We start from the raw sequence: 17707 nt of genomic DNA, 5'->3' as shown, positions 1-17707 counted from the left end.
ACGGCGTGACGCAAAGAGGCCCGGTCCGCACAGACTTCGGTGCGGACCGGGCCCTTCGGCCATCAGTAGGTACGTATGAGGTACGTGTGACGCGTCGCGTCAGCTCGCGTCAGCTCTGCGAACCACCGTTCTCCCCACGCGGGAAGGAGACCTCCACGCGACGGTTCTTCTTGCGGCCTTCCTCGGTGCTGTTGTCGGCGATCGGGTACTGCTCGCCGTAGCCGCGGATCTCGTAGGTGATCCCGGCCGACGCCAACTCCTTGTCCAGCACGCCGTGCACGGCCTCGGCCCGCTGCTTGGAGAGCACATCGCCGTGCGCGGCCGAGCCGAGGTCGTCGGTGAAGCCGAAGACCCGGACCTTCGAGGCGCCCTGCTTCTTGACCTCATCGGCGATGGCGGCGATACGGGAGTTCGCGGCCGACGACAGCTTGGCGCTGTCCTTGCCGAAGAGGACCTCGGCCTGGAGCGCGAACTTCACGCTCTCGTTGGTGTCCTCACGGCGCTCCTCACCGCCCTCGGACTCGACCACCGAGATGATGTCCAGCACCTTGGCCGGAGCGAGCGTGGCACCACTGCGCAGCTTGAGACCGGAAGCGTTGCCGTCCACCTCTGGTGGTGGCGAGGTCGACTCCGTGCCCGGCGGCGTACTGGGAGTCTCGTCGGCACGCGCGCCGACGGCCATGGTGAACTGCACACTGGTGAAGAGCACGGCGGCGGCGACAGCCGTGACCGCCGGACGCCTGGAGCCCCTGCGTACGCGGGAGGTCGTGGCACCCATCAGGAGATCTCAATCGTGGCGGTGGGCATCAGTGGGAGCTGGATGTCGACCTGGGTCGTGGAGTCCGGAGGCGCGGGGAACTGGGCGAAGACGGCGACCTTCTCATCGGGCTTGACCGCCACGACGCCGGTGGTCGTCAGGGGGTAGCCGTCAGTGTCGCGCAGCACGTAGTAACGCTTCTTCTCCGCCTTGTCCACCAGCGTGAAGCCCGCGAACGACCTGCCGGTACGCCTCACCTGCTGCTCCTGGCCGTTCCACTCGATAGGGGCGTACTGCTGCTTGGAACTGGTGTTGGTGAGCGTGCCGGTCACGGTGAGAAAGCCGCCCTCGTCACGCTGGGCGGAGTGAAAGGCGATCTCGAGCCCGTTGCCGTTGCTCATGGTCGCCAGGACCTGGCTGGTGTCCGGTGTCTCGCCGTCGGCACCGTCGTCCTTCGGCGTCTCCGCGCTCGGTTCGGCAGACGCGGAGCTCCCGCCGTTCTCCTTGGCATCGTTCCCCCCGCCACCGCCGCAGGCCGTCAAAGAGACGGTCAGCGCCGTGGCCGCGAGGGCCACCGCCGCAGCCCTGCGCGCCTTCGCTCCGTGCCACATACTCATGAGTGCCATTCCTTTGCGTTCGCTCGCGGTCAGTCCTGGGCCAGTCGGACGGAGAATAGATCGGCCATGTCCGGGAGAAGGTCAAGATGCTCCGGATCGATGTCCCAGATCAAGCCGTCGCCGCAGTCGAGCGTGCCCGGTGACACCGGCTCCGCGTCGTCCGGGTTCTCCGGCTCGTCGCCGTCCGCCGGGGGCTGCTGCTCGTCCTCGGCGGGACTGAAGCTGCACCGGGGTTCGACGATCGCCGTGGCCCGGGCCTCGGCGTATTCGTCCTCGGTTCCCGGGAGGATGCTGTCGCCCATCGGCTCCTGGCTGACGACACGGACCGTGAAGCCCCAACGGCCGTCGGCCAGCTGGCTGCACTGACCCGGCATCACATCGGCGCCGTTCTGGTCGGCGAACCGGGTCGCGGCCTGGCAGCCGTTCCCGGTGCCGACCGGATGGCCGTTGAAGATGTCATTCAGGAATCCGGGGTCCAGCAGACCGCCCAGCAGGCCGTCACGGAACAGATCACGTGACTCCTGGGCCGCCGCCAGGGCAGCGGCGTCCGCCGCCGCCTGAGCGTCATTGCGCGTCGCACCGGCCTGACCGACCGCGAAGAACGCGAGCGCGAGAAAGAGCAGGCCCGCCACCATCGTGATGTAGATGGGAGCGGCCTGCCCTGACTCACTGGACGTACGGTGTGTCACTCGCCCCCGCCACCGACGATCTCGCCGACCTTGGTGGTCAGACCGTTGGTGATGGTCTCCGCCACGCCCGAGCCGACGAGCGCCGCGATGATCAGCGCCACCAGCACGATCACACCCACATACTCGACGGCGCCCTGACCCTTGTCGCGACGGGCCTTCATCGCCGTGACGGCCGTGTTCGCCCAGGTACCGACGTAGACCTTGGTCGCGGCGGCGGCCTTCAGCGTGATGTTCGACATGGTGTTCTCCTCCGGTGTCGGCCGGCCGTGTACCGGCCGACTCGTACGAGTCTTTGATGTCGTTCGCGCTTCCGGCTTCCTCCTGGCCGGTGTGGCTGGCGACATGAGAAAAGTACGCCGGGGAAGCACCCTCCGCCATGGGCCTCAGGGCCCAACTGCGGGCCCAATACAGGGATTGGGCCCTGTCCACAGATGCCTGCGCGGCCACTGGGACGCCTGTGCGCGTGCGCTCAGCCATGGTCGGCCGGCCTTCCCCGGGCTATCCCGTGCCAGAGGGCGATGGCCTCACCGCGGCTGCCCGCGTTCAGCTTGGCGAAGATGCGGTTGATGTGGTTCTTCACAGTCTTCTGGCTGATGAAGCAGGCGGCGGCGATCTGCTGATTGGTCATGCCCGACGCGATCAGATCCATGATCTCCACCTCCCGCTGGCTCAGTTCGGAGTACAGCCCTTCAGGGAGCCCCGCCTGCTGCCCCTGAGAAGAATGTGCCACACCAGCTTGCGAAAGCAAAGACCCTGAAGAAGATTGTTGCGGATTCAATCCTTGGTCAACTTGCCCTGCCTGGGGCTGTGTTGCCGGGAACGACGGGAACTGGTCCGGTGGCGTGGCATGTGCAGATGCAGACGGTTGAATCGGCACCGCGGGCAGATAGCCGGAGCCCGTGAACGCCGTGCCCAGGCCCTCCGGCAGCCGCACCGGCCCGCCGTCGGGGCCGGCGCCGTTCCGTACCGTCGCCAGGAGCGCGCTGGACGCCGAGTAGGTGAAGTGGGCGCGGCCCTGCTTGATGTCCCGTACCGCGTCGACCAGTTGGTCGGCCGTGAACTCGCCATGGACGAGATAGCCACCCGCGCCCAGCCTCAGCGCCTCATGGACGATCTCGCTCTCGCGGCTGTACGTCATCATCAGGACCGGTGCCAGCCGTACGAGATGCGGCAGCGCGGAGATCCCGTCGACTCCCGGCATCCGTACGTCCAGCAGGATCACATCGGGACGGTGCTGTACAGCCTGTTCGTACGCCTGGCGGCCGTCCGAGGCCTCCGCGACGACTTCGATGTCGTCACGTCCGGAGAGCAGGACGGTAAGACCCGCCCGTACCACCGGGTTGTCGTCGGCGACCACGACGCGCATCGACGGCGCGGCCGGCAACGTCGCGGGAAAGTCGGGGAGTTGTCCGGATGCCGCGGGCTGCGCGGTGGTGGGGACTCCCGCTGTGTGTTCCGAGCTGAGCGGTGTGGCGTGTGAGGACCTGTGCTGGGACACATGGGACTGCTGTGTCCAGTGCTGCCCGGATGTTCTGGAGATGTCGTCCGGCATGGCTGCGGCCTCCTCTCAAGGTGTGGGGACGGTGGATGGGATCTGTGCGGTGCGTGGGCCCTTCGGCATCAGTTCAGTTGTGGCGCCGGGGCAGGCGCCGGAGCGGGTTGATGCGTCCACTGGCCCTCATGTGTAGGTCGCAGAGCCGTGAGCGGCAGTTCCAGCCGTACCTCCGTGCCCTTCGCGGCACGGCCCTTGCCGATCCGGATCCGCGCCCCGATGGACGCCGCCCGCTCGACCATGCCGACAAGGCCGAAGTGGCCTGCCCGACGGAGGTCGTTGAGAGTCGTACCGGGCGGCAGACCGTGCCCGTCGTCGTACACGCTGATCCGCAGCAGATCGCGGACGACGCCGGCCGAGACATTCACATACGTCGGGTTCGCATGACGGTGTGCGTTCTCCATCGCCTCGCTGGCGATCGTCAGGGCATGCCGGGCGACGGCGTGCGGAATGGGCGGTACGGGCGCCTCGCCGATCTGCCCGAAGGTCGCCTGGAAGCTGTGGCGACGGGCGAAGTCCTCGGTACGGGAGCGCAGTTCGGTCAGCACGTCCACGCCACCGTCCAGTCCCGACTCCCGACGCAGATCGGAGAGCAGTTCCCGTGACTCGGCGGCGGCGCGCCGGGCCGAGCGTGCCACCAGCTCGGCCTGGTGCTTGACGGTGAGAGGATCCATCCGGTCCGCCGAGTGCGCCAGACCATCCGCCGCCAGGGCCAGACCATGGAGGGTTTTGGCGACCGAGTCATGCATCTCCCGGGCCAGCCGCGCGCGTTCCTCCTCGACGGCGCCGTGCACTGCGAGCCGGGCGCGGGCCTCGGTCAGGGCATGGCTCGCGGTGCCGAAGCCCAGCATCAGACTGCGCAGCGTACTGCCGATCGCACCCGCGATCACACAGAGGCCCGGCAGGAGAAGGGCGTTGAAGCCGGCGTCCGCCTCGCTGTTGACGGCGTACGCGGCGGCCACGATCAGCGACTGGAGTACGGCGAAGAGCGCGGCGCCGCGCCAGCCGTAGACCAGTCCGGCGAGCAGCGGCGTGCAGATGGTGACATACGCGAGCGTCGAGTCCGGGGACGCCGTCGTCAGCAGCAGTGCGCCGAAGGACATGTCCACTGCCAGCAGCAGAGGATGGCGCAGCAGAAAGGGCCCGAAGCGCTCCCAGTCGCGCAGCAGAACGTAGGAGACCATGAAGGTCACGAGCACGGCCGAGCCAACCAGCCAGGTTCCGACGCCAGGCGCGGTACGGGCCAGGGCGAAGGGCGCGGCGAGCGCGATCATGGCCAGCCGGAAGCCGAACACCTGACGGCACAGCGCCTGAAGGGCGTTGACCTGGATCGGGAGCGAGGGCACATGGCTCGGGGCCGCGATGGCCGAACGCGGCATCTCATTGGTGTTCCCGCCCGTGAGCGTGAGCGTCTTCTGACCCATGGAGATCACCTCCCTTTCGGACGAGTGCGGTCGGAGGTCCGGACGGATGTCTGGACGGGTCTGCGGACGGAAGTGCGGACGGCAACGAGGCAACGCTTCCCGGGGCCTCTCGGACTACCCGGAGAGAATGCTTCCGAAGTCGACATTGGAGCCGTAGTAGAAGCTCAGAACGATCAGGATCATGGTGGCGGGCAGCATCACCATGGTCACCACGAGCGTGCTCTTCGGTACGGCCTGAGCGGCGCTGCGCCGGGAGTTCTGGGCGTCCGCGCGACGCATGTCATTGGCGATCTGGATCAGTGTGTCGACGATGGGAGCGCCCAGCTCCTCGCCCTGCTGGAGCGCCGTGACGAACATCGACACCTGCTCCGACGCGTTGCGCTTGCGCAGCTGCTCGAAGGCCTCCCGGCGGCTGACGCCCATGTCCATCTGGCGCAGGGTGATGCTGAGTTCATCGGCCCAGGGGCCGGTGTACTTGTCCGCAACACGCTCCAGCGCCTGGCGGAAGCCGAGCCCGGCCGAGACCACAACGGCGAGCACGTCCAGGAAGTCGGGCAGTGTGCGCTCAATGTCCGACTTGCGCCTGCGGATCGCCACCCGAATGATCACATCGGGCCAGATCAGACCGTACGCCAGGGCGACAAGGGCGACGACCGTCTGTCCCCTGGCGACCAGCGCGAGTGCCGCGAGCACGCCCAGGGCTCCGTAGACGGCCCTGCGGGCGGCGAAGCGGTCGACCGTCATACCGCCCGGATTGCCCGCCATGTCCAGCCGGCGGCGCAGGGCCTCGACCCGCTTCGGGCCCATCATGCCGAGCACGCTGGGCGCCCAGCGCATACCTAGCCGGTCGATACCGGATCCCACGGCGGTCGTACGGGTAGCACCGACCTCAAGGGCCAGCGCCAGGTCTCCCGGGAGCTTGGCATCCGCGCGGTACATACGGACGCCGTGGAAGACGCCGTACACGGCGAGCCCCACGGCGAGCGCGAGCAGAAGTCCTGTCATCTCTCTCTTCTCCCGCCTCAGACCTGGACCCGGGACAGACGCCCGATCAGGAGATAGCCGACGGCGTACATGCCGAACGCGATGCCCGTGCCCAACTGGCCCAGTACCGAGCCCGTCATCTTGTCCAGCGCGCCGGGTGTGGTGGCATTGATCATCAGCAGAAAGCCGAGGCCGAGCAGCGGGACCGCGAGTGCGGTGACCTTGACCTGCGACAGCATCGTCGTGACCTCCCGGCGGGTCTCCTTGCGTTCCTCCAGGGTCTCCGTGAGGTTGCGCAGGGAGGTGACGACCTGGCCGCCGGCGCGGCTGGAGAGGACCAGGGTGGTGACCAGGACGACCAGTTCGCGGGACGGGAGGCGGTCGGCGAGTTCGCCGAGGGCGTCGTCCAGGGAGTGGCCGATGGCGAGCTGGTCGGCGACGCGGCGCAGTTCCTCGCCCGCGGGATCGTCGAGTTCCTCCGCCGCCATCGCCAGTGCCGTACGCATCGCCAGGCCGGCCTGGGTGGCGTTGGCGAGGACGCGGGTCAGTTCGGGGAGCTGGCCGATGAAGGCTTCCGTACGCTTCGTCCGCTGCCAGTTGAGGAAGGCGTTGCCGCCCCAGACGCCGATCAGCGCCGCCAGTACGCCGAAGAACGGCGCGAATATCGCGCCGATGACGAAGTACAGGGCGAGCAGGCCGGCCACCACATAGACGACGTACTCGCCCGGCGTCAGATCGAGGCCGGTGGCGGCGATCTTGCGTTCGATGCGCCTGCCCAGCTTGGTGGTGCGCAGTTGGCGGTCGATACCGACGAAGCGACGGCGCCGGCCGGCCGCGTTGCTGATCTGTCCCGTGTGGGACATGCGCTCGACGAGCGCCTCCCGCTGGGCCTTGCCCGACGAGTAGACGTGCACGCCGATGACGGCGAACACACAGGTGAGCAGTGTGACACCGATCGTCAGGAGCGGGAGATTATCCATGTCGTGCGGGGACCTTCTCGATGGGCTGGTGGGGATCTGGTTGGGGATGAGGGGTTCCGGGGGGCGCGCTCGGTGGTGTCAGGCCGCCGCTTTCCTTACGGCCAGCTCCTCCTCCGAGTCGGCGACCCCGAAGGCCGGGGGGACGGGTTCGCTCTTCAGATAGAGGCGTTCGGCGATCCTGCGGGGCAGCGGGTAGTACTCGAACTTGCCGTAGATCCTGCCGTCCGCGGCCATCGGCTGGGCGAGAAAACGGCAGACGGAGACGATCCGGTACTCCTCGCGGCCGTGCGAGTCGACAATGGCGATCTCGGTGACCCGGCGCGAGCCGTCCGCGTGCCGCGTGAGCTGCACGATGACATCGACGGCGCTGTTGATCTGGTCCTTGATCGCCACGAATGGGATCTCGACCTCCGACATGGAGGCCAGCGTCTGGAGTCGCATCAGCGCGTCCTCGGCGCTGTTGGCGTGGACGGTGGCGAGCGAGCCGTCGTGACCGGTCGACATCGCCTGGAGCATGTCGAGCGTCTCACCGCCGCGGACCTCACCGACGATGATGCGGTCCGGGCGCATACGCAGGGAGTTGCGTACGAGATCGCGGATCGTGATCTGACCCTTGCCCTCGACGTTCGCGGGCCGGCTCTCCAGCGTGATCACATGGGACTGCTGGAGCTGGAGCTCCGCGGAGTCCTCGATGGTGACGATGCGCTCGCCGCCCGGGATCAGTCCGGACAGCGAGTTGAGCAGAGTCGTCTTGCCGGTGCCGGTGGCCCCGGAGACGATCACATTGAACTTCGCCCGTACCAGCCCGGCCAGCAGGACCATCATCTGCTCGTCGAGCGAGCCGAGGCTGATCATCTCCTGGAGCGTGAAGGCCCTCGGGAAGCGCCGGATGGTGAGGATCGGTCCGGTCAGCGAGAGCGGCGGGATGATCACGTTCACACGCTCGCCGGACGGGAGGCGGGCGTCCACCATGGGATTCGCCTCGTCCACCCGGCGGTTGACGGTGGAGACGATGCGCTCGATCGTCTGCATGAGCTGCTCGTTGGAGGTGAACCGCATCGGCAGCATCTCCAGCCGGCCGCCGCGCTCGACGAAGACCTGCTCCGCGCCGTTGACCATGATCTCGCTGATCGAGGCGTCTTCGAGCAGCGGCTCCAGGATGCCGAGGCCGAGGGCCTCGTCCACCACCCGGCGGATCAGCTGGGAGCGTTCGACGGTCGAGAGGACCGGGCCCTCCCGGCTGATGATATGACTCAGGACCCGTTCCAGCCGGGCCCGGCGCTCCGCCGCGGCGAGCGCGGACATCTCCGCGAGGTCGATCTCCTCCAGGAGCTTGGCGCGGTAGACCCCGACGAGGAGACTCTCCTCGCTCTGCCCGTTCGTCGGCTCGGGGCTGTTGATGCGCGCCCGCAGGCTCATGTCCTCAACTCCCAGGTTCTGCTGATGTGCTCTGATGTGCTGGTTCGGTGCTGTCGTACGTACGGCCGGTCAGTCGAGGGGCATCGTGGTGCTCCTCTGCGCCTCACCGAAATCGAAGACCGGCAGGATCGCCGGAATCTGTACGCGCGCGGTGGCCGTGATCTCGTCGCCCGCCGAGGTCACGGGGTCGATGTCGATGTCCAGCCAGTCGCTCACGGCGGCCTTGCCGGCCGTGTCCGGGGTCATCGCCGCCTCGTTGTACGACGCGGCGCGTGCGGCGGCCCTCGATGCCGTGCCCGCCTGTTGTACGGCGTACGCGGCGATCCCGAGCTGAATGGCCGCGAGAGCCACGAAGATCAGCAGGACGATCACACCGACGTACTCGATCGCCGCCTGGCCACGTTCAGCCTGACCGCGCTCGGCCCGGCCACGCTCGGCCCAGCTCCGTTCCGCCATACCCCGCTCGCCTTCGCCGCGCGATATGCGCTTCCCTATGGTCCGCATGGTCAGCTCTCCTTCACAGCGGACGCGTGGGCGGGAACCTCGATCGGGATATTGACGCCCGGGAAGAACAGCGGCAGTTCGACGGTGAGGTCGACCTTCACCAGACCGTCGTTCTCGGCCTGGCAGCTGACGTCCGCGAGGTTCCAGGCCCCCGGCAGATCCTCCTCCGCGGCCTCGGTGCACGCCGCGACCCTGGTGCCCGGCACCGCCACCGTCGCGGCGCGCACCGCCTCGTCCGCCGCGTTTCCCGCGAGCGAGAACGTATAGCCCACCAGCGCCGCCTCCCAGAGCAGCACCACCGTGGCCAGGATGATCGGGACCATCCCGGTGAACTCGATCGCGGCCTGCCCTCGGTCGCCGTACGCCCGGCCGCTCGGCCCGTCGTCGTTCGACCCGGCGCACAGCCCACCGCCGTACGCCCAGTCACCCGGACGTGCGTCCGGGCCCTCTCCGTACCGTCTGGCTGCTCTTCCTATGACGTTCATGGTTCAACGTGCCCCCTCCGGCTCATCAGCCCGTCAGCCCGTCAGTCCTGCGGCTTCGATCGTCCGCGAAGAACGCCGACCGAGCCGCGGTCTCCCTTGAACTTGCCCTGTTTCTCGCCGCCTTCGGGCACCTTCACCAGACCCAGTTCGCCCGCGAGACTCCACATCGCCTGCTTGACCGTGGACTTGGACTCCAGGTCCTGCATCCGGCCCGCGTCGACCGCCGACTGCAACTCCTTGAAATTGGCCGGGATCACCACCCTGGAGACCCGCGTGCTGGTGATGCGCTCGATCAGCGGCGGCTGGATCTCGGTGTTCCTGGTGTGGCGGTTGACGACCGTCACGGTCTCCTCCGCCTTGCGGATCTGGAGCCGGTCCCACAGCCGCACCATGCGCTTGGCCGCGCGGACCGAGACCACATCGGGCGTGGTGACCAGCAGCGTGGTGTCGGCCATCTCGATCGCCGCCGCGTTCGCGCTGTTCATATGCGTACCGCAGTCGACGACGACGACCTCGTACCGGTTGCGCAGCGCGCTGACGATCTGCCGTACGGAGCGCTCGCTGATCTCCTCGCCGCGCTCGCCCTCGCCCGGCGCCAGCAGCAGACCGATACCGCTCGGATGGACGAAGACCGCGTCCTGGAGCACACGGGGAGATATGTCCTGGATGGTGGCGAGGTCCACGATCGACCGGCGGAACTGCACATCGAGGTACGAGGCGACATCGCCGGCCTGGAGATCCAGATCGGCGAGCGCGGTGTTCATGCCCGACGCCCTGGCCGCCAGGGCGAGCTGGACCGCTATCAGCGTCGTGCCCACGCCGCCCTTCGAGCCGCTGACCGTGATCACCGTGCCGCCGGGACCGGTGAACACGTCGCCGCCCTGGCCGAGATGGCGCCGTACGCCCACCGACCAGCCGGCCGCCGCCTGGACGCGCTGGGCCAACTCCTCGTACGAGAGCGGCAGCCCGACCAGCCCTCGGGCGCCGGCGTCCATCGCGGCCGAGAACAGACCGGGACTGGCGTCCGTGGTGACCAGGATGACGCCGATCGCCGGGAAACGGAGCGACACTTCCCGGATCAGTTCCAGCGCCGGTACGGGACCGATCCGTTCATGGACCAGTACGACCTCGGGCAGTTCGTCGATCGACTCGGCCGCCAGCCGGCCCAGGGTGTCGATCAGCGAGGTCGAGTCACCGACCGGCGCGGCCGGCTCCGCTTCGGGGAGCTGGCTGAGCAGGGTGGTGATGGACCGTGCGGCGTCGGCGTCGCCGACGACCGGGAGGATTCTGGTCGTCATTCGTCCCTCACTTGTCCCCTTCGAGGGTGTAGGTGCTCTCCCCGGGGCGCAGCGTGGTCGGGCTGCCGTCGGCGAGGAGCGCGAGCCGTACGTGCTGGGCGAAGGACTCGGCGTACGCGACGCGCTGGGCGTCCTTGGTCTTCAGCGCGAAGGTGATCGGCACGGCCTGCTTGACCGCGCTGCGGTTCCTGTCGTTCTGGTCCGGTTCCAGCGCGGTGAGCCGGCCGACGTCGATGACCTTCGCGTTGGGGACGATGATCCGCGACTGGGCCAGCGCGCCATCGTTGTCACCGGAGAAGGTGGCGAAGATATTGACCAGGTCGCCGGGCGTGATCTTGCCGGCGACACCGGTCGCCGCGTCGATCATGATGGCGATCTCCTGCTCGTCGTTGGCGAGCGCGGGCCGCTTGACGATCATGTCGTCCTGGAGCAGCGAGCCCTTCTTGAGCTGGGTGACGGCGATCTTCCCGCTGACGACGGCCAGATCGGTCACCGCGTTGTCGGAGAGCCACCGCTTGGGCATCGAGATCTTCTCGAACTGGTTCACCTGGAGCGGGGTGTACGGTGCCACGTCCTCTTTCAGCCGGTACGCGGCCACCTCGGGCCCGACCTTCGAATTCACGTCGCTGATCACCGAGAGGACACCGGCGAAGGCGGCGAAGGCGCAGAGCACCGAGAGAAGAAGAAGTATGACGCCGCGGCGTTGCCGTGAATTCATGAGCGGGACAACCTCGTTCGGAGACGTGTGAGTGAGAGTCGGCGGGTAGGGGCCAGGGGCCCTGGGCGAGAGCCTGTGACTGACGACTTGTGGACCACGGCCTGTGCTGTACGTGTGTACGCGTACCTGGTGTACGCGTACGTGCCGTACTTGACGGGCAGGCCGCGTGTGACGGCCCGCGCGTGATGACCGGGGCCGGTGCCTGAGGAGCCGCCGCCGGCCCGTAGGAAACGACCGGCCGGCACTCGCGGATTCACGATCCGTGCTGGATAGGCACTCCCTGGTTCGGTACACCGGACGTGCGGCCCTGGTTCTCCGGCGGGTTGAGCGGAGCCGAGCAGAATCCGCAGCGGTCACCTATCAGTTCGATACCGCACCACGAACACACCTCCCGCCGCACGGAGGAAACCAGCTGATAGAGAACGGAGATATCCGGAAGGAACGCGGCGAACTCGATCATTTTGGCCGTTCCCCACCAGCGCGGCGAATCGGCCGGGAGCGTGCTCTCCTGAATTCCCTGGACCTGCCAGGCGGGTGCCAGCGTCGCGGTCACCCAGTCCGACTGCAATTGCCCCTTTCCGACCATCAGTTGCGTACCGAAGTCCGGACCGGTGAGTTCACCGCTTCCGATCTTGATCAACTGAGGTGCCGGATTGGCGAGGACACCGAACTGGGAGCCAGGCACCCATGACTTGGCATGGGACTTGAGACTCACCGGCACCCGGTCCAGCCTGGCGACGGAGTTGAGCAGCGCTCCGGAGTAGATGTAGTGCGACAGCAGCCGGGCGGCGGAGGCGACGATCCCGGCGTTGAAGTCGCATATGGACAACTGCCGGAGCTGGCGCACCAGTACGGCCACACCGAGCGGCGGCAGATCGAGCTTGATCAGCGCGATCCGGTCGCTCTCCAGGATGGACCGGACCGTGTGCAGACGCCGTTCATGGGCTGCCGGGAGGGTGGCCGGGTAGAGGCCGATGACATAGCCGTGCTGCTCCACGAGCACCTGCATGTCGGCGAGCGCGGCGTCCAGGGGCTGGGCGTCGGGCGACTGTAGCAGCGCCGCGGTGGGCGTCTGATGGTCCGTCGGTGGTAGCACCAGGTCGGGACTGGTGACTGCGATCGCGGTCGGCACGCTGGTTCCCCGTTCGGCTCCGGCCGTCGGAGTCCCGGCGACCGCAGATCTCTCCTGCTCGTGCTTCTGCCCCAGCACTTTATCCACGTCGTACGGCACAGAGAACACCTATCAGATACCGGTGACGAGGTTCCCGGGCGGCAAGCACCGGCAAACTCGGGCGAAGCAGTCACCTGTTCACTCAGGTTTCAAGGTTTATTCCATTCGGTCGAATTCCGCATCCAATCCCGCCACTTTGGGCCCGGGTTGGGCCCAGGGACCCACGCCTGCGCTCGGCCCGCACTCGTACGCTCCCATTCCGATTACGCGTGCGAAAGGCGTGCGGCCACCGAGGGGGACGGGACGGGGACGTCGGATGAGACGGGACGCGGAGCGGGACCGCCCGTACCGGGACCAGCAAGGTCGCCTGCACCGGGACCGGAGCCGGGGCCTGGGCATGGGCATGAGCCTGATCGGCAGCCGGACGCAGGGCCGCAAGCACGATCGCGGCGCCACGGCCACCGAGTACGTGGGAGTGATCGTCGTCGTGGCAGCCATCGCCGGTGCGATGGTCGGCACCGGTGTCGACGAGACCATCGCCGCCGAGCTGCGCTGTCTGGTGTCCTTCAGCGGCCCGTGCGGCACGGGCGGTGACGGTACGGACGACGAGGCCCAGCCCAAGACCGACGCCGACTACGAGCCGCCGCTCTGCCAGATCTCCTCCGTCAGCGACAAGGCCGGCGCCAAGGCCAAGGTCCTCTTCATCGAGTGGGGCGAGGAGTACGGCTTCCAGCAGACGACCTTCCAGGCCAACACCGACGTGAACAAGGACGGCAAGGTCGACGCCAACGACCAGCAGGTGATGATGACCTTCACCGACGCCGCCTCCGTCGCCGCCAAGAAGGACTGGAAACCGGGCGCGAAAATAGGCAAGTTCGGCACCGACAAGGTGGAACTCGGCGCCGGGATCAAGGTGACCAACGGTGACACCTGGGTCTTCGACAGCGAGGAGCAGGCCGCGGCCTTCCGCGACGACATCGAGTCCCTGAAGACCTACGAGCTGGCCAACCGGAACGCCAACTCCCGTGGCGGCGGCCTCGGCAACAGCATTCTCTATCTCTTCGGCAAGGGCCCGATGGCCGAGGAGGAGAAGCTGCGCGACCGTATCGAGGACAAGCTCGGCAACCGCCACATCAGTTACGGCAAGGTCGGCCTGGAGGCCAGCGCGGCCGGCGGGCTCAAGCTCTCGCCGGGCGACGAGAAAAAGCTCAGCGCCACCCTGGGCGGCAACTTCAAGTTCTCGCCCGAAGTGACCTGGACGGACAACGACTTCAAGGGCACCAAGGCGTACACGTACAGCGCGGCCATCGAGTACGGCGGCAAGATCGGATACGAGGCCGGACCGCTGAGCGGCGAGTCCTCCGGCTCCACCACGCAGACCGGCACGATCACCGTCACCCATGACAAGAAGACCGGCGAGCTGCTGCGGATCGACATGACCCGCACGGTCGAGAAGGATGCCACCAAGGACGGCGCGAAGCTGGGCGGCGACAACGGCAAGAGCGGCGACGACAAGCGCGGCGGCAGCGGCGGCGCGAAGGGCAGCGACCAGACCACCGGTATCGAGGTCGTCACCAACTCCCTGGTGATCCCGCCGGGCAGCGACGGCGACGAGCAGCGCCGGATCGCCCAGGAGTGGCTGGACGGCCATGGCGACAACGCCGCGCCGTTCACGTACATGTTCGACGACCATGCTCCGACGAAGCGCCCGGGCGCCGACGATCCGTTCGGGCAACTGCTCTTCGACGAAGGGCTCTCCAGCCGGACGAAGTACACCGGCCAGACGGACGCGGCCGAGTACGGCTTCGAGCTGAACCTCGGGCTCAGCCTCGGCTTCTCGGTCTCGACCGAGAAGAAGGAGGAGACGCTCGACCAGGCGCAGTTCCTCGGAGCGCCTCATGGGGACAGCCGCAGCTATCTCCCGTACAGCTACTGTGCGAACTGACCGGCCGGCGAAGGAGCACGCACGTGATGACCAGCGAGACAAGCCAGAAGAGGGCCGGGTCGGCCCGGCGGCGGGCCAGGACCATGGCGGCCACCGCCGTCTCCGCGGCCGTCCTGCTGACGGTGACGGCCGGATGCGGTACGGACACGGGGCCCGGCGCCGTTCCCGAGGGCTGGGACACGCTGACGTCGTCGGCGGTCACGGTCGCGTATCCGCCCGCCTTCAGTGCGCAGAGCGACGCCGAGCGGAGCAAGTACAACGCGGCGGCGGCCACCTTCACCGAGGGCGGCAAGTCCGTCGGAATGATCACCGTCCAGCTCGACTTCACCAACGCCGACTCGGTGGAGGAGGCGGCGATCGGCGCGGAGGCGGGCATTGCCCTCGGCTCGAAACTCGGCAGGCAGCAGAAGATCGTGGTCGCGGGCCCGGACGGCGAGGAGGAGGCCCGGCGCGTCAACTTCGAGTTTACGGAGAAGGGCACCCGGTACCAGGGCGTGATCGTCGCGGGCCTCGACTCCGCCGAGAAGTCCTACGCGGTACGGATCGACGCGGCCCGCGGCACGCTCGACGACGGCGATCTGAACAAGATCATCGAGTCCATTACGGTCAAGTAGGGTGCGTTGATGGGGATTACGGGCGGTGACTACGTCTTTTTCCTGGGCATGATTCTGCTGTTCGGCTGGCTGACGGCACACTACGCGCGTCGGCTGGCGGCCGTGGCGCGCGCGCTGCGGGCGGGCGGCCGGGCGCCCGGTGTCTGCGTACGGATCGAGAGCGAGCCGTACAACCGGTCCGACGCGCGGCGGTATGTCTTCTCCTTCCGCACCTCCGAGGACGGGCGCACGGTCGAGTTCGAGGATCTGGCGAGCGGCGCGGTGAAGGTCGGCGGCGAGGTCACGGTGGCGTACGACCCGGCAGATCCGGAGCGCACCGCGACGGTCGCGGGACGCGGGAGCTGGTCGCCGATGGCGCAGTACGGACTGCTGGTGGCGGGCTGCGGGCTGGCGGCGGTGGGGTTCACGGCGGTGTTGGTGCTGACGGCGCTCTGAAGCGGTCCGGCCTCCCGCACGGCGGTGCGGCGGCTCTCCCGGCACATGTCCCCTGCGCGGAAGTCCCCAGCACGGCAAGGCGATTCGAGGCACGGAGTTTTGATGCACGGCGATCTGTTCGGAGACGAGGGGCGATGACGCGGTACGACTACCCGGGGGCACGCGCCCAGCGGGACGAGGGCCCGGGAGCGCCGGTCTTCGCGCTCGTACGCGCCTGGGCGGCCGGCATCGTCGTCCTGGTCGCGACGGAGTACCTCCAGGCCACGGTGGTCTACGACCATCTCGCCTCCGAGGAGAATCTGGAGACGTTCCTCGGCCGCCTGATGCTGATCCACCTCCCGAACGCGGCATGCATAGCCCTGGCCTCCTGGGCGGCAGGACGCATCCACCGCGACCCCTTCCGCGACGCCTCTTTCCAGCACGCCCTGGCGACCTTCACCGTCCCGGTGGCCGCCCAGGCCCTGAACATGTCGCTCCAGTGGCAGGACCTGACCGCGGAGGGCCTGCTGATGTCCAACGCGGTGCTGGTACTGGGCTGTGTGACGGGCTACGCGGCGGACCGGCTTCAGGAGGACTGAGCTGCCCGCACGGCGCACGGGCCGACCGAGTGCTCAGCGTGAAGCGCCGTCAGGCCAGATGACGGTTACAGGTACGCCAACGCGGCGCGCGTACGCGACGACGTCAGCCGTGCCTCCGTAGCCTCGGGCCGGTTTGCCGTCCCATACCGCGAGGAGATGGTCGGAGAGTCCGACGAGAATCTCGCTGCCCGCTTGATGGGCCTCCGAAGTCGACTGTGTGAGCCCGGTGTGATGAACATCAGCGGCTTTGCTCAGGAGTTGGTCGTAGTCCGCGTGGTGCCATTCGGGCAAGCTTTCGCGGTATTCGCTGGCAGGGATGACGACTTCGACCCGGGCTCCTGCGTCGAGTGCGATCTGGGCCCACCATGCGTCGGGGCCGTCAGCGATGCAACTGATAGCGGTGAATTCTGCTGCTCCGTAAGCTTTCGCATGCTGGACGAGGCCGGCCCGGACTTCGGCAGCCACATCCGATGGCAGGCCGCGGTGGCCAGTGATCCCGATACGCATCGGTCCTGTCCTTCCACCAGGCCACCGGACTATCCCCGTGACCGGGGACGCGGAAGTTGTGTCCTGCCTGTACACACGGCCCGCCCTCACGGCCAAGCGGGGCGGCTCGGCCGTACCGCCAGAGCCGACCGGGGGTACATTGCGAGTGTCAGCACGCAATGGGAGTCAGTATGCCCGAGACCACCGACAAACACATCGGCGCCCGTATCCGCGAATTCCGTGCCATCCGTGACTACTCTCTCGCTGAGCTGGGCCGCCGTGCCCACGTATCCACCAGCCAACTCTCCCGGGTAGAGACGGGAGAGCAGCCGGCCAGCCCATCTGTTCTCACTTCCGTCGCCCGCGCACTGGGCGTCACGCTCTCCGTTCTGCACGGCCAGCCGTACATTCACATGCTCCAGAAGGACCGGCTCGATCGGCTGCTCGCACCGATCAGCAGCGCCCTGGACGCATGGGACATCCCGCCGGAAGACGACTTGCCCCTAAGGCCGCTGGATGACATCGCAACGGATACGGCTGCGGTCGCCAAGCAGCGTGCGCAGGGCGAGTTCGGCGCGGTGGCCGAAGCCCTGCCCGAGCTGATCACCGACACCGCGCTTGCCGTACAGGCCCACACCCTGGCCGGCCGTGGCCGCGAGCGGGCACACAATCTGCAGGCAGAGGTCGCGCGTACCACGGCCATCGTGGCCTACCGGCTCGGCTACATGGATCTCGCCCGGCTCGCCCTGGCTCGGATGGCTGTAGCCGCGCCCGAGTCCGGAGATCCCCGCCAGGTCGCCGTCGAGCGGTACGAGCGCGCCGTCATCACACACGCCGAGGCCTCTCGTCCCGACCGAGGCGTGGCCCTCATGCGGCAGGCCCTGCGCGACCTGGACGACGACGGCGATCCCGCGACCACGGCAGTACGGGGAACCCTGTTGCTACGGGCGTCGGCCCTGTCCGCAGTACAGAAAGACCACACCGCCGCCGGGGATTGGCTCGGACAGGCGACCGAGCTCGCGGATGCCGGAGCCGCGGCGGACGCCGCCAC

General features: G+C 67.9%; 20 protein-coding genes. 5 read left to right on the top strand and 15 right to left on the bottom strand.

Annotated features, from left to right (window positions below; genetic code table 11):
- Positions 1–109: 109 nt before the first annotated feature.
- The 14 genes from GA0115259_RS18615 to GA0115259_RS18550 form a co-directional block, all read right to left on the bottom strand.
- Positions 110–778 carry an OmpA family protein gene (locus tag GA0115259_RS18615; RefSeq protein ID WP_093598220.1) on the bottom strand — a complete coding sequence of 223 codons (669 nt, stop codon included), beginning with the start codon at positions 776–778 and terminating at the stop codon, positions 110–112.
- Complete coding sequence (locus GA0115259_RS18610; protein WP_093598217.1) at positions 778–1374, bottom strand: hypothetical protein; 597 nt, start codon at positions 1372–1374, stop codon at positions 778–780. Before GA0115259_RS18610 ends, GA0115259_RS18615 begins: the two co-directional genes overlap by 1 nt.
- A gap of 29 nt (positions 1375–1403) precedes the next feature.
- Complete coding sequence (locus GA0115259_RS18605) at positions 1404–2063, bottom strand: pilus assembly protein TadG-related protein (protein WP_093598214.1); 660 nt, start codon at positions 2061–2063, stop codon at positions 1404–1406.
- A complete protein-coding gene (locus GA0115259_RS18600) occupies positions 2060–2302 on the bottom strand; it encodes a hypothetical protein (RefSeq protein ID WP_093598211.1) in 243 nt (80 codons plus the stop codon). The genes GA0115259_RS18605 and GA0115259_RS18600 overlap by 4 nt, the downstream gene beginning before the upstream one ends.
- A 230-nt stretch (positions 2303–2532) precedes the next feature.
- The gene (locus GA0115259_RS18595) at positions 2533–3615 is read right to left on the bottom strand and encodes a response regulator transcription factor (RefSeq protein ID WP_093598208.1); all 1083 of its coding nucleotides are present in this window, start codon (positions 3613–3615) and stop codon (positions 2533–2535) included.
- Between the two features lie 68 nt (positions 3616–3683).
- Positions 3684–5039, bottom strand: a complete 1356-nt coding sequence (locus GA0115259_RS18590) for a sensor histidine kinase (RefSeq protein ID WP_176732584.1) — start codon at positions 5037–5039, stop codon at positions 3684–3686.
- 114 nt (positions 5040–5153) lie between these two features.
- Positions 5154–6044, bottom strand: coding sequence for a DUF5936 domain-containing protein (locus tag GA0115259_RS18585; RefSeq protein WP_093598205.1), 891 nt, complete (start codon positions 6042–6044; stop codon positions 5154–5156).
- A 17-nt stretch (positions 6045–6061) separates the two neighbouring features.
- Positions 6062–7003: a type II secretion system F family protein gene (locus GA0115259_RS18580; protein WP_093598201.1), complete on the bottom strand. Its 942-nt coding sequence runs from the start codon at positions 7001–7003 to the stop codon at positions 6062–6064.
- A gap of 78 nt (positions 7004–7081) precedes the next feature.
- On the bottom strand, positions 7082–8422 hold the full coding sequence (locus GA0115259_RS18575) for a CpaF family protein (RefSeq protein WP_093598198.1): 1341 nt from the start codon (positions 8420–8422) through the stop codon (positions 7082–7084).
- Between the two features lie 69 nt (positions 8423–8491).
- Entirely contained in the window at positions 8492–8926 is a 435-nt protein-coding gene (locus GA0115259_RS18570; RefSeq protein ID WP_237540186.1) for a TadE family protein, read from the bottom strand.
- Positions 8927–8928: 2 nt separating this feature from the next.
- Positions 8929–9411: a TadE/TadG family type IV pilus assembly protein gene (locus GA0115259_RS18565; RefSeq protein ID WP_093598195.1), complete on the bottom strand. Its 483-nt coding sequence runs from the start codon at positions 9409–9411 to the stop codon at positions 8929–8931.
- 41 nt (positions 9412–9452) lie between these two features.
- Positions 9453–10709 carry a CpaE/TadZ family protein gene (locus GA0115259_RS18560; RefSeq protein ID WP_093598192.1) on the bottom strand — a complete coding sequence of 419 codons (1257 nt, stop codon included), beginning with the start codon at positions 10707–10709 and terminating at the stop codon, positions 9453–9455.
- Positions 10710–10716: 7 nt separating this feature from the next.
- Positions 10717–11427, bottom strand: coding sequence for a Flp pilus assembly protein CpaB (gene cpaB, locus GA0115259_RS18555; RefSeq protein ID WP_093598189.1), 711 nt, complete (start codon positions 11425–11427; stop codon positions 10717–10719).
- A gap of 253 nt (positions 11428–11680) precedes the next feature.
- Positions 11681–12559 (bottom strand): hypothetical protein, encoded by an 879-nt coding sequence (locus tag GA0115259_RS18550; protein WP_093598256.1) that lies wholly within the window; start codon positions 12557–12559, stop codon positions 11681–11683.
- Positions 12560–12914: 355 nt separating this feature from the next.
- Here GA0115259_RS18550 and GA0115259_RS18545 point away from each other — a divergent pair, with 355 nt between their 5' ends.
- The 4 genes from GA0115259_RS18545 (at position 12915) to GA0115259_RS18530 (ending at position 16170) form a co-directional block, all read left to right on the top strand.
- Positions 12915–14543 carry a hypothetical protein gene (locus GA0115259_RS18545; RefSeq protein ID WP_237540182.1) on the top strand — a complete coding sequence of 543 codons (1629 nt, stop codon included), beginning with the start codon at positions 12915–12917 and terminating at the stop codon, positions 14541–14543.
- Between the two features lie 26 nt (positions 14544–14569).
- On the top strand, positions 14570–15157 hold the full coding sequence (locus GA0115259_RS18540) for a hypothetical protein (RefSeq protein WP_093598183.1): 588 nt from the start codon (positions 14570–14572) through the stop codon (positions 15155–15157).
- A gap of 9 nt (positions 15158–15166) precedes the next feature.
- Positions 15167–15592 carry a DUF3592 domain-containing protein gene (locus tag GA0115259_RS18535; RefSeq protein ID WP_093598180.1) on the top strand — a complete coding sequence of 142 codons (426 nt, stop codon included), beginning with the start codon at positions 15167–15169 and terminating at the stop codon, positions 15590–15592.
- Between the two features lie 134 nt (positions 15593–15726).
- The gene (locus tag GA0115259_RS18530; RefSeq protein ID WP_093598177.1) at positions 15727–16170 is read left to right on the top strand and encodes a hypothetical protein; all 444 of its coding nucleotides are present in this window, start codon (positions 15727–15729) and stop codon (positions 16168–16170) included.
- Positions 16171–16203: 33 nt separating this feature from the next.
- On the opposite strand, the gene GA0115259_RS18525 is transcribed toward GA0115259_RS18530, so the two are convergent.
- Positions 16204–16677: a hypothetical protein gene (locus GA0115259_RS18525; RefSeq protein ID WP_093598174.1), complete on the bottom strand. Its 474-nt coding sequence runs from the start codon at positions 16675–16677 to the stop codon at positions 16204–16206.
- 170 nt (positions 16678–16847) lie between these two features.
- Between GA0115259_RS18525 and GA0115259_RS18520 the strand changes: the two genes are divergently transcribed.
- On the top strand, positions 16848–17707 hold an 860-nt coding region (locus tag GA0115259_RS18520), incomplete at its 3' end, for a helix-turn-helix domain-containing protein (RefSeq protein WP_093598170.1).

Origin of the sequence: Streptomyces sp. MnatMP-M17, assembly GCF_900091995.1 — a bacterium.
Classification (GTDB): Bacteria; Actinomycetota; Actinomycetes; order Streptomycetales; family Streptomycetaceae; genus Streptomyces.
The sequence above is the reverse complement of the archived record's forward strand: the minus strand, read 5'-3'. Positions and strand labels throughout refer to the sequence as shown.

What these genes read in the sequence shown, in the direction of transcription:
- GA0115259_RS18530 (WP_093598177.1), top strand. Translation starts at nt 15,727, where the DNA reads ATGACGCGGTACGACTACCCGGGGGCACGCGCCCAGCGGGACGAGGGC.
- GA0115259_RS18615 (WP_093598220.1), bottom strand. Translation starts at nt 778, where the DNA reads ATGGGTGCCACGACCTCCCGCGTACGCAGGGGCTCCAGGCGTCCGGCG.
- GA0115259_RS18585 (WP_093598205.1), bottom strand. Translation starts at nt 6,044, where the DNA reads ATGACAGGACTTCTGCTCGCGCTCGCCGTGGGGCTCGCCGTGTACGGC.
- GA0115259_RS18575 (WP_093598198.1), bottom strand. Translation starts at nt 8,422, where the DNA reads ATGAGCCTGCGGGCGCGCATCAACAGCCCCGAGCCGACGAACGGGCAG.
- GA0115259_RS18590 (WP_176732584.1), bottom strand. Translation starts at nt 5,039, where the DNA reads ATGGGTCAGAAGACGCTCACGCTCACGGGCGGGAACACCAATGAGATG.
- GA0115259_RS18570 (WP_237540186.1), bottom strand. Translation starts at nt 8,926, where the DNA reads ATGCGGACCATAGGGAAGCGCATATCGCGCGGCGAAGGCGAGCGGGGT.
- cpaB (WP_093598189.1), bottom strand. Translation starts at nt 11,427, where the DNA reads ATGAATTCACGGCAACGCCGCGGCGTCATACTTCTTCTTCTCTCGGTG.
- GA0115259_RS18535 (WP_093598180.1), top strand. Translation starts at nt 15,167, where the DNA reads ATGGGGATTACGGGCGGTGACTACGTCTTTTTCCTGGGCATGATTCTG.
- GA0115259_RS18610 (WP_093598217.1), bottom strand. Translation starts at nt 1,374, where the DNA reads ATGAGTATGTGGCACGGAGCGAAGGCGCGCAGGGCTGCGGCGGTGGCC.
- GA0115259_RS18540 (WP_093598183.1), top strand. Translation starts at nt 14,570, where the DNA reads ATGACCAGCGAGACAAGCCAGAAGAGGGCCGGGTCGGCCCGGCGGCGG.
- GA0115259_RS18545 (WP_237540182.1), top strand. Translation starts at nt 12,915, where the DNA reads ATGAGACGGGACGCGGAGCGGGACCGCCCGTACCGGGACCAGCAAGGT.
- GA0115259_RS18560 (WP_093598192.1), bottom strand. Translation starts at nt 10,709, where the DNA reads ATGACGACCAGAATCCTCCCGGTCGTCGGCGACGCCGACGCCGCACGG.
- GA0115259_RS18525 (WP_093598174.1), bottom strand. Translation starts at nt 16,677, where the DNA reads ATGCGTATCGGGATCACTGGCCACCGCGGCCTGCCATCGGATGTGGCT.
- GA0115259_RS18580 (WP_093598201.1), bottom strand. Translation starts at nt 7,003, where the DNA reads ATGGATAATCTCCCGCTCCTGACGATCGGTGTCACACTGCTCACCTGT.
- GA0115259_RS18600 (WP_093598211.1), bottom strand. Translation starts at nt 2,302, where the DNA reads ATGTCGAACATCACGCTGAAGGCCGCCGCCGCGACCAAGGTCTACGTC.
- GA0115259_RS18595 (WP_093598208.1), bottom strand. Translation starts at nt 3,615, where the DNA reads ATGCCGGACGACATCTCCAGAACATCCGGGCAGCACTGGACACAGCAG.
- GA0115259_RS18565 (WP_093598195.1), bottom strand. Translation starts at nt 9,411, where the DNA reads ATGAACGTCATAGGAAGAGCAGCCAGACGGTACGGAGAGGGCCCGGAC.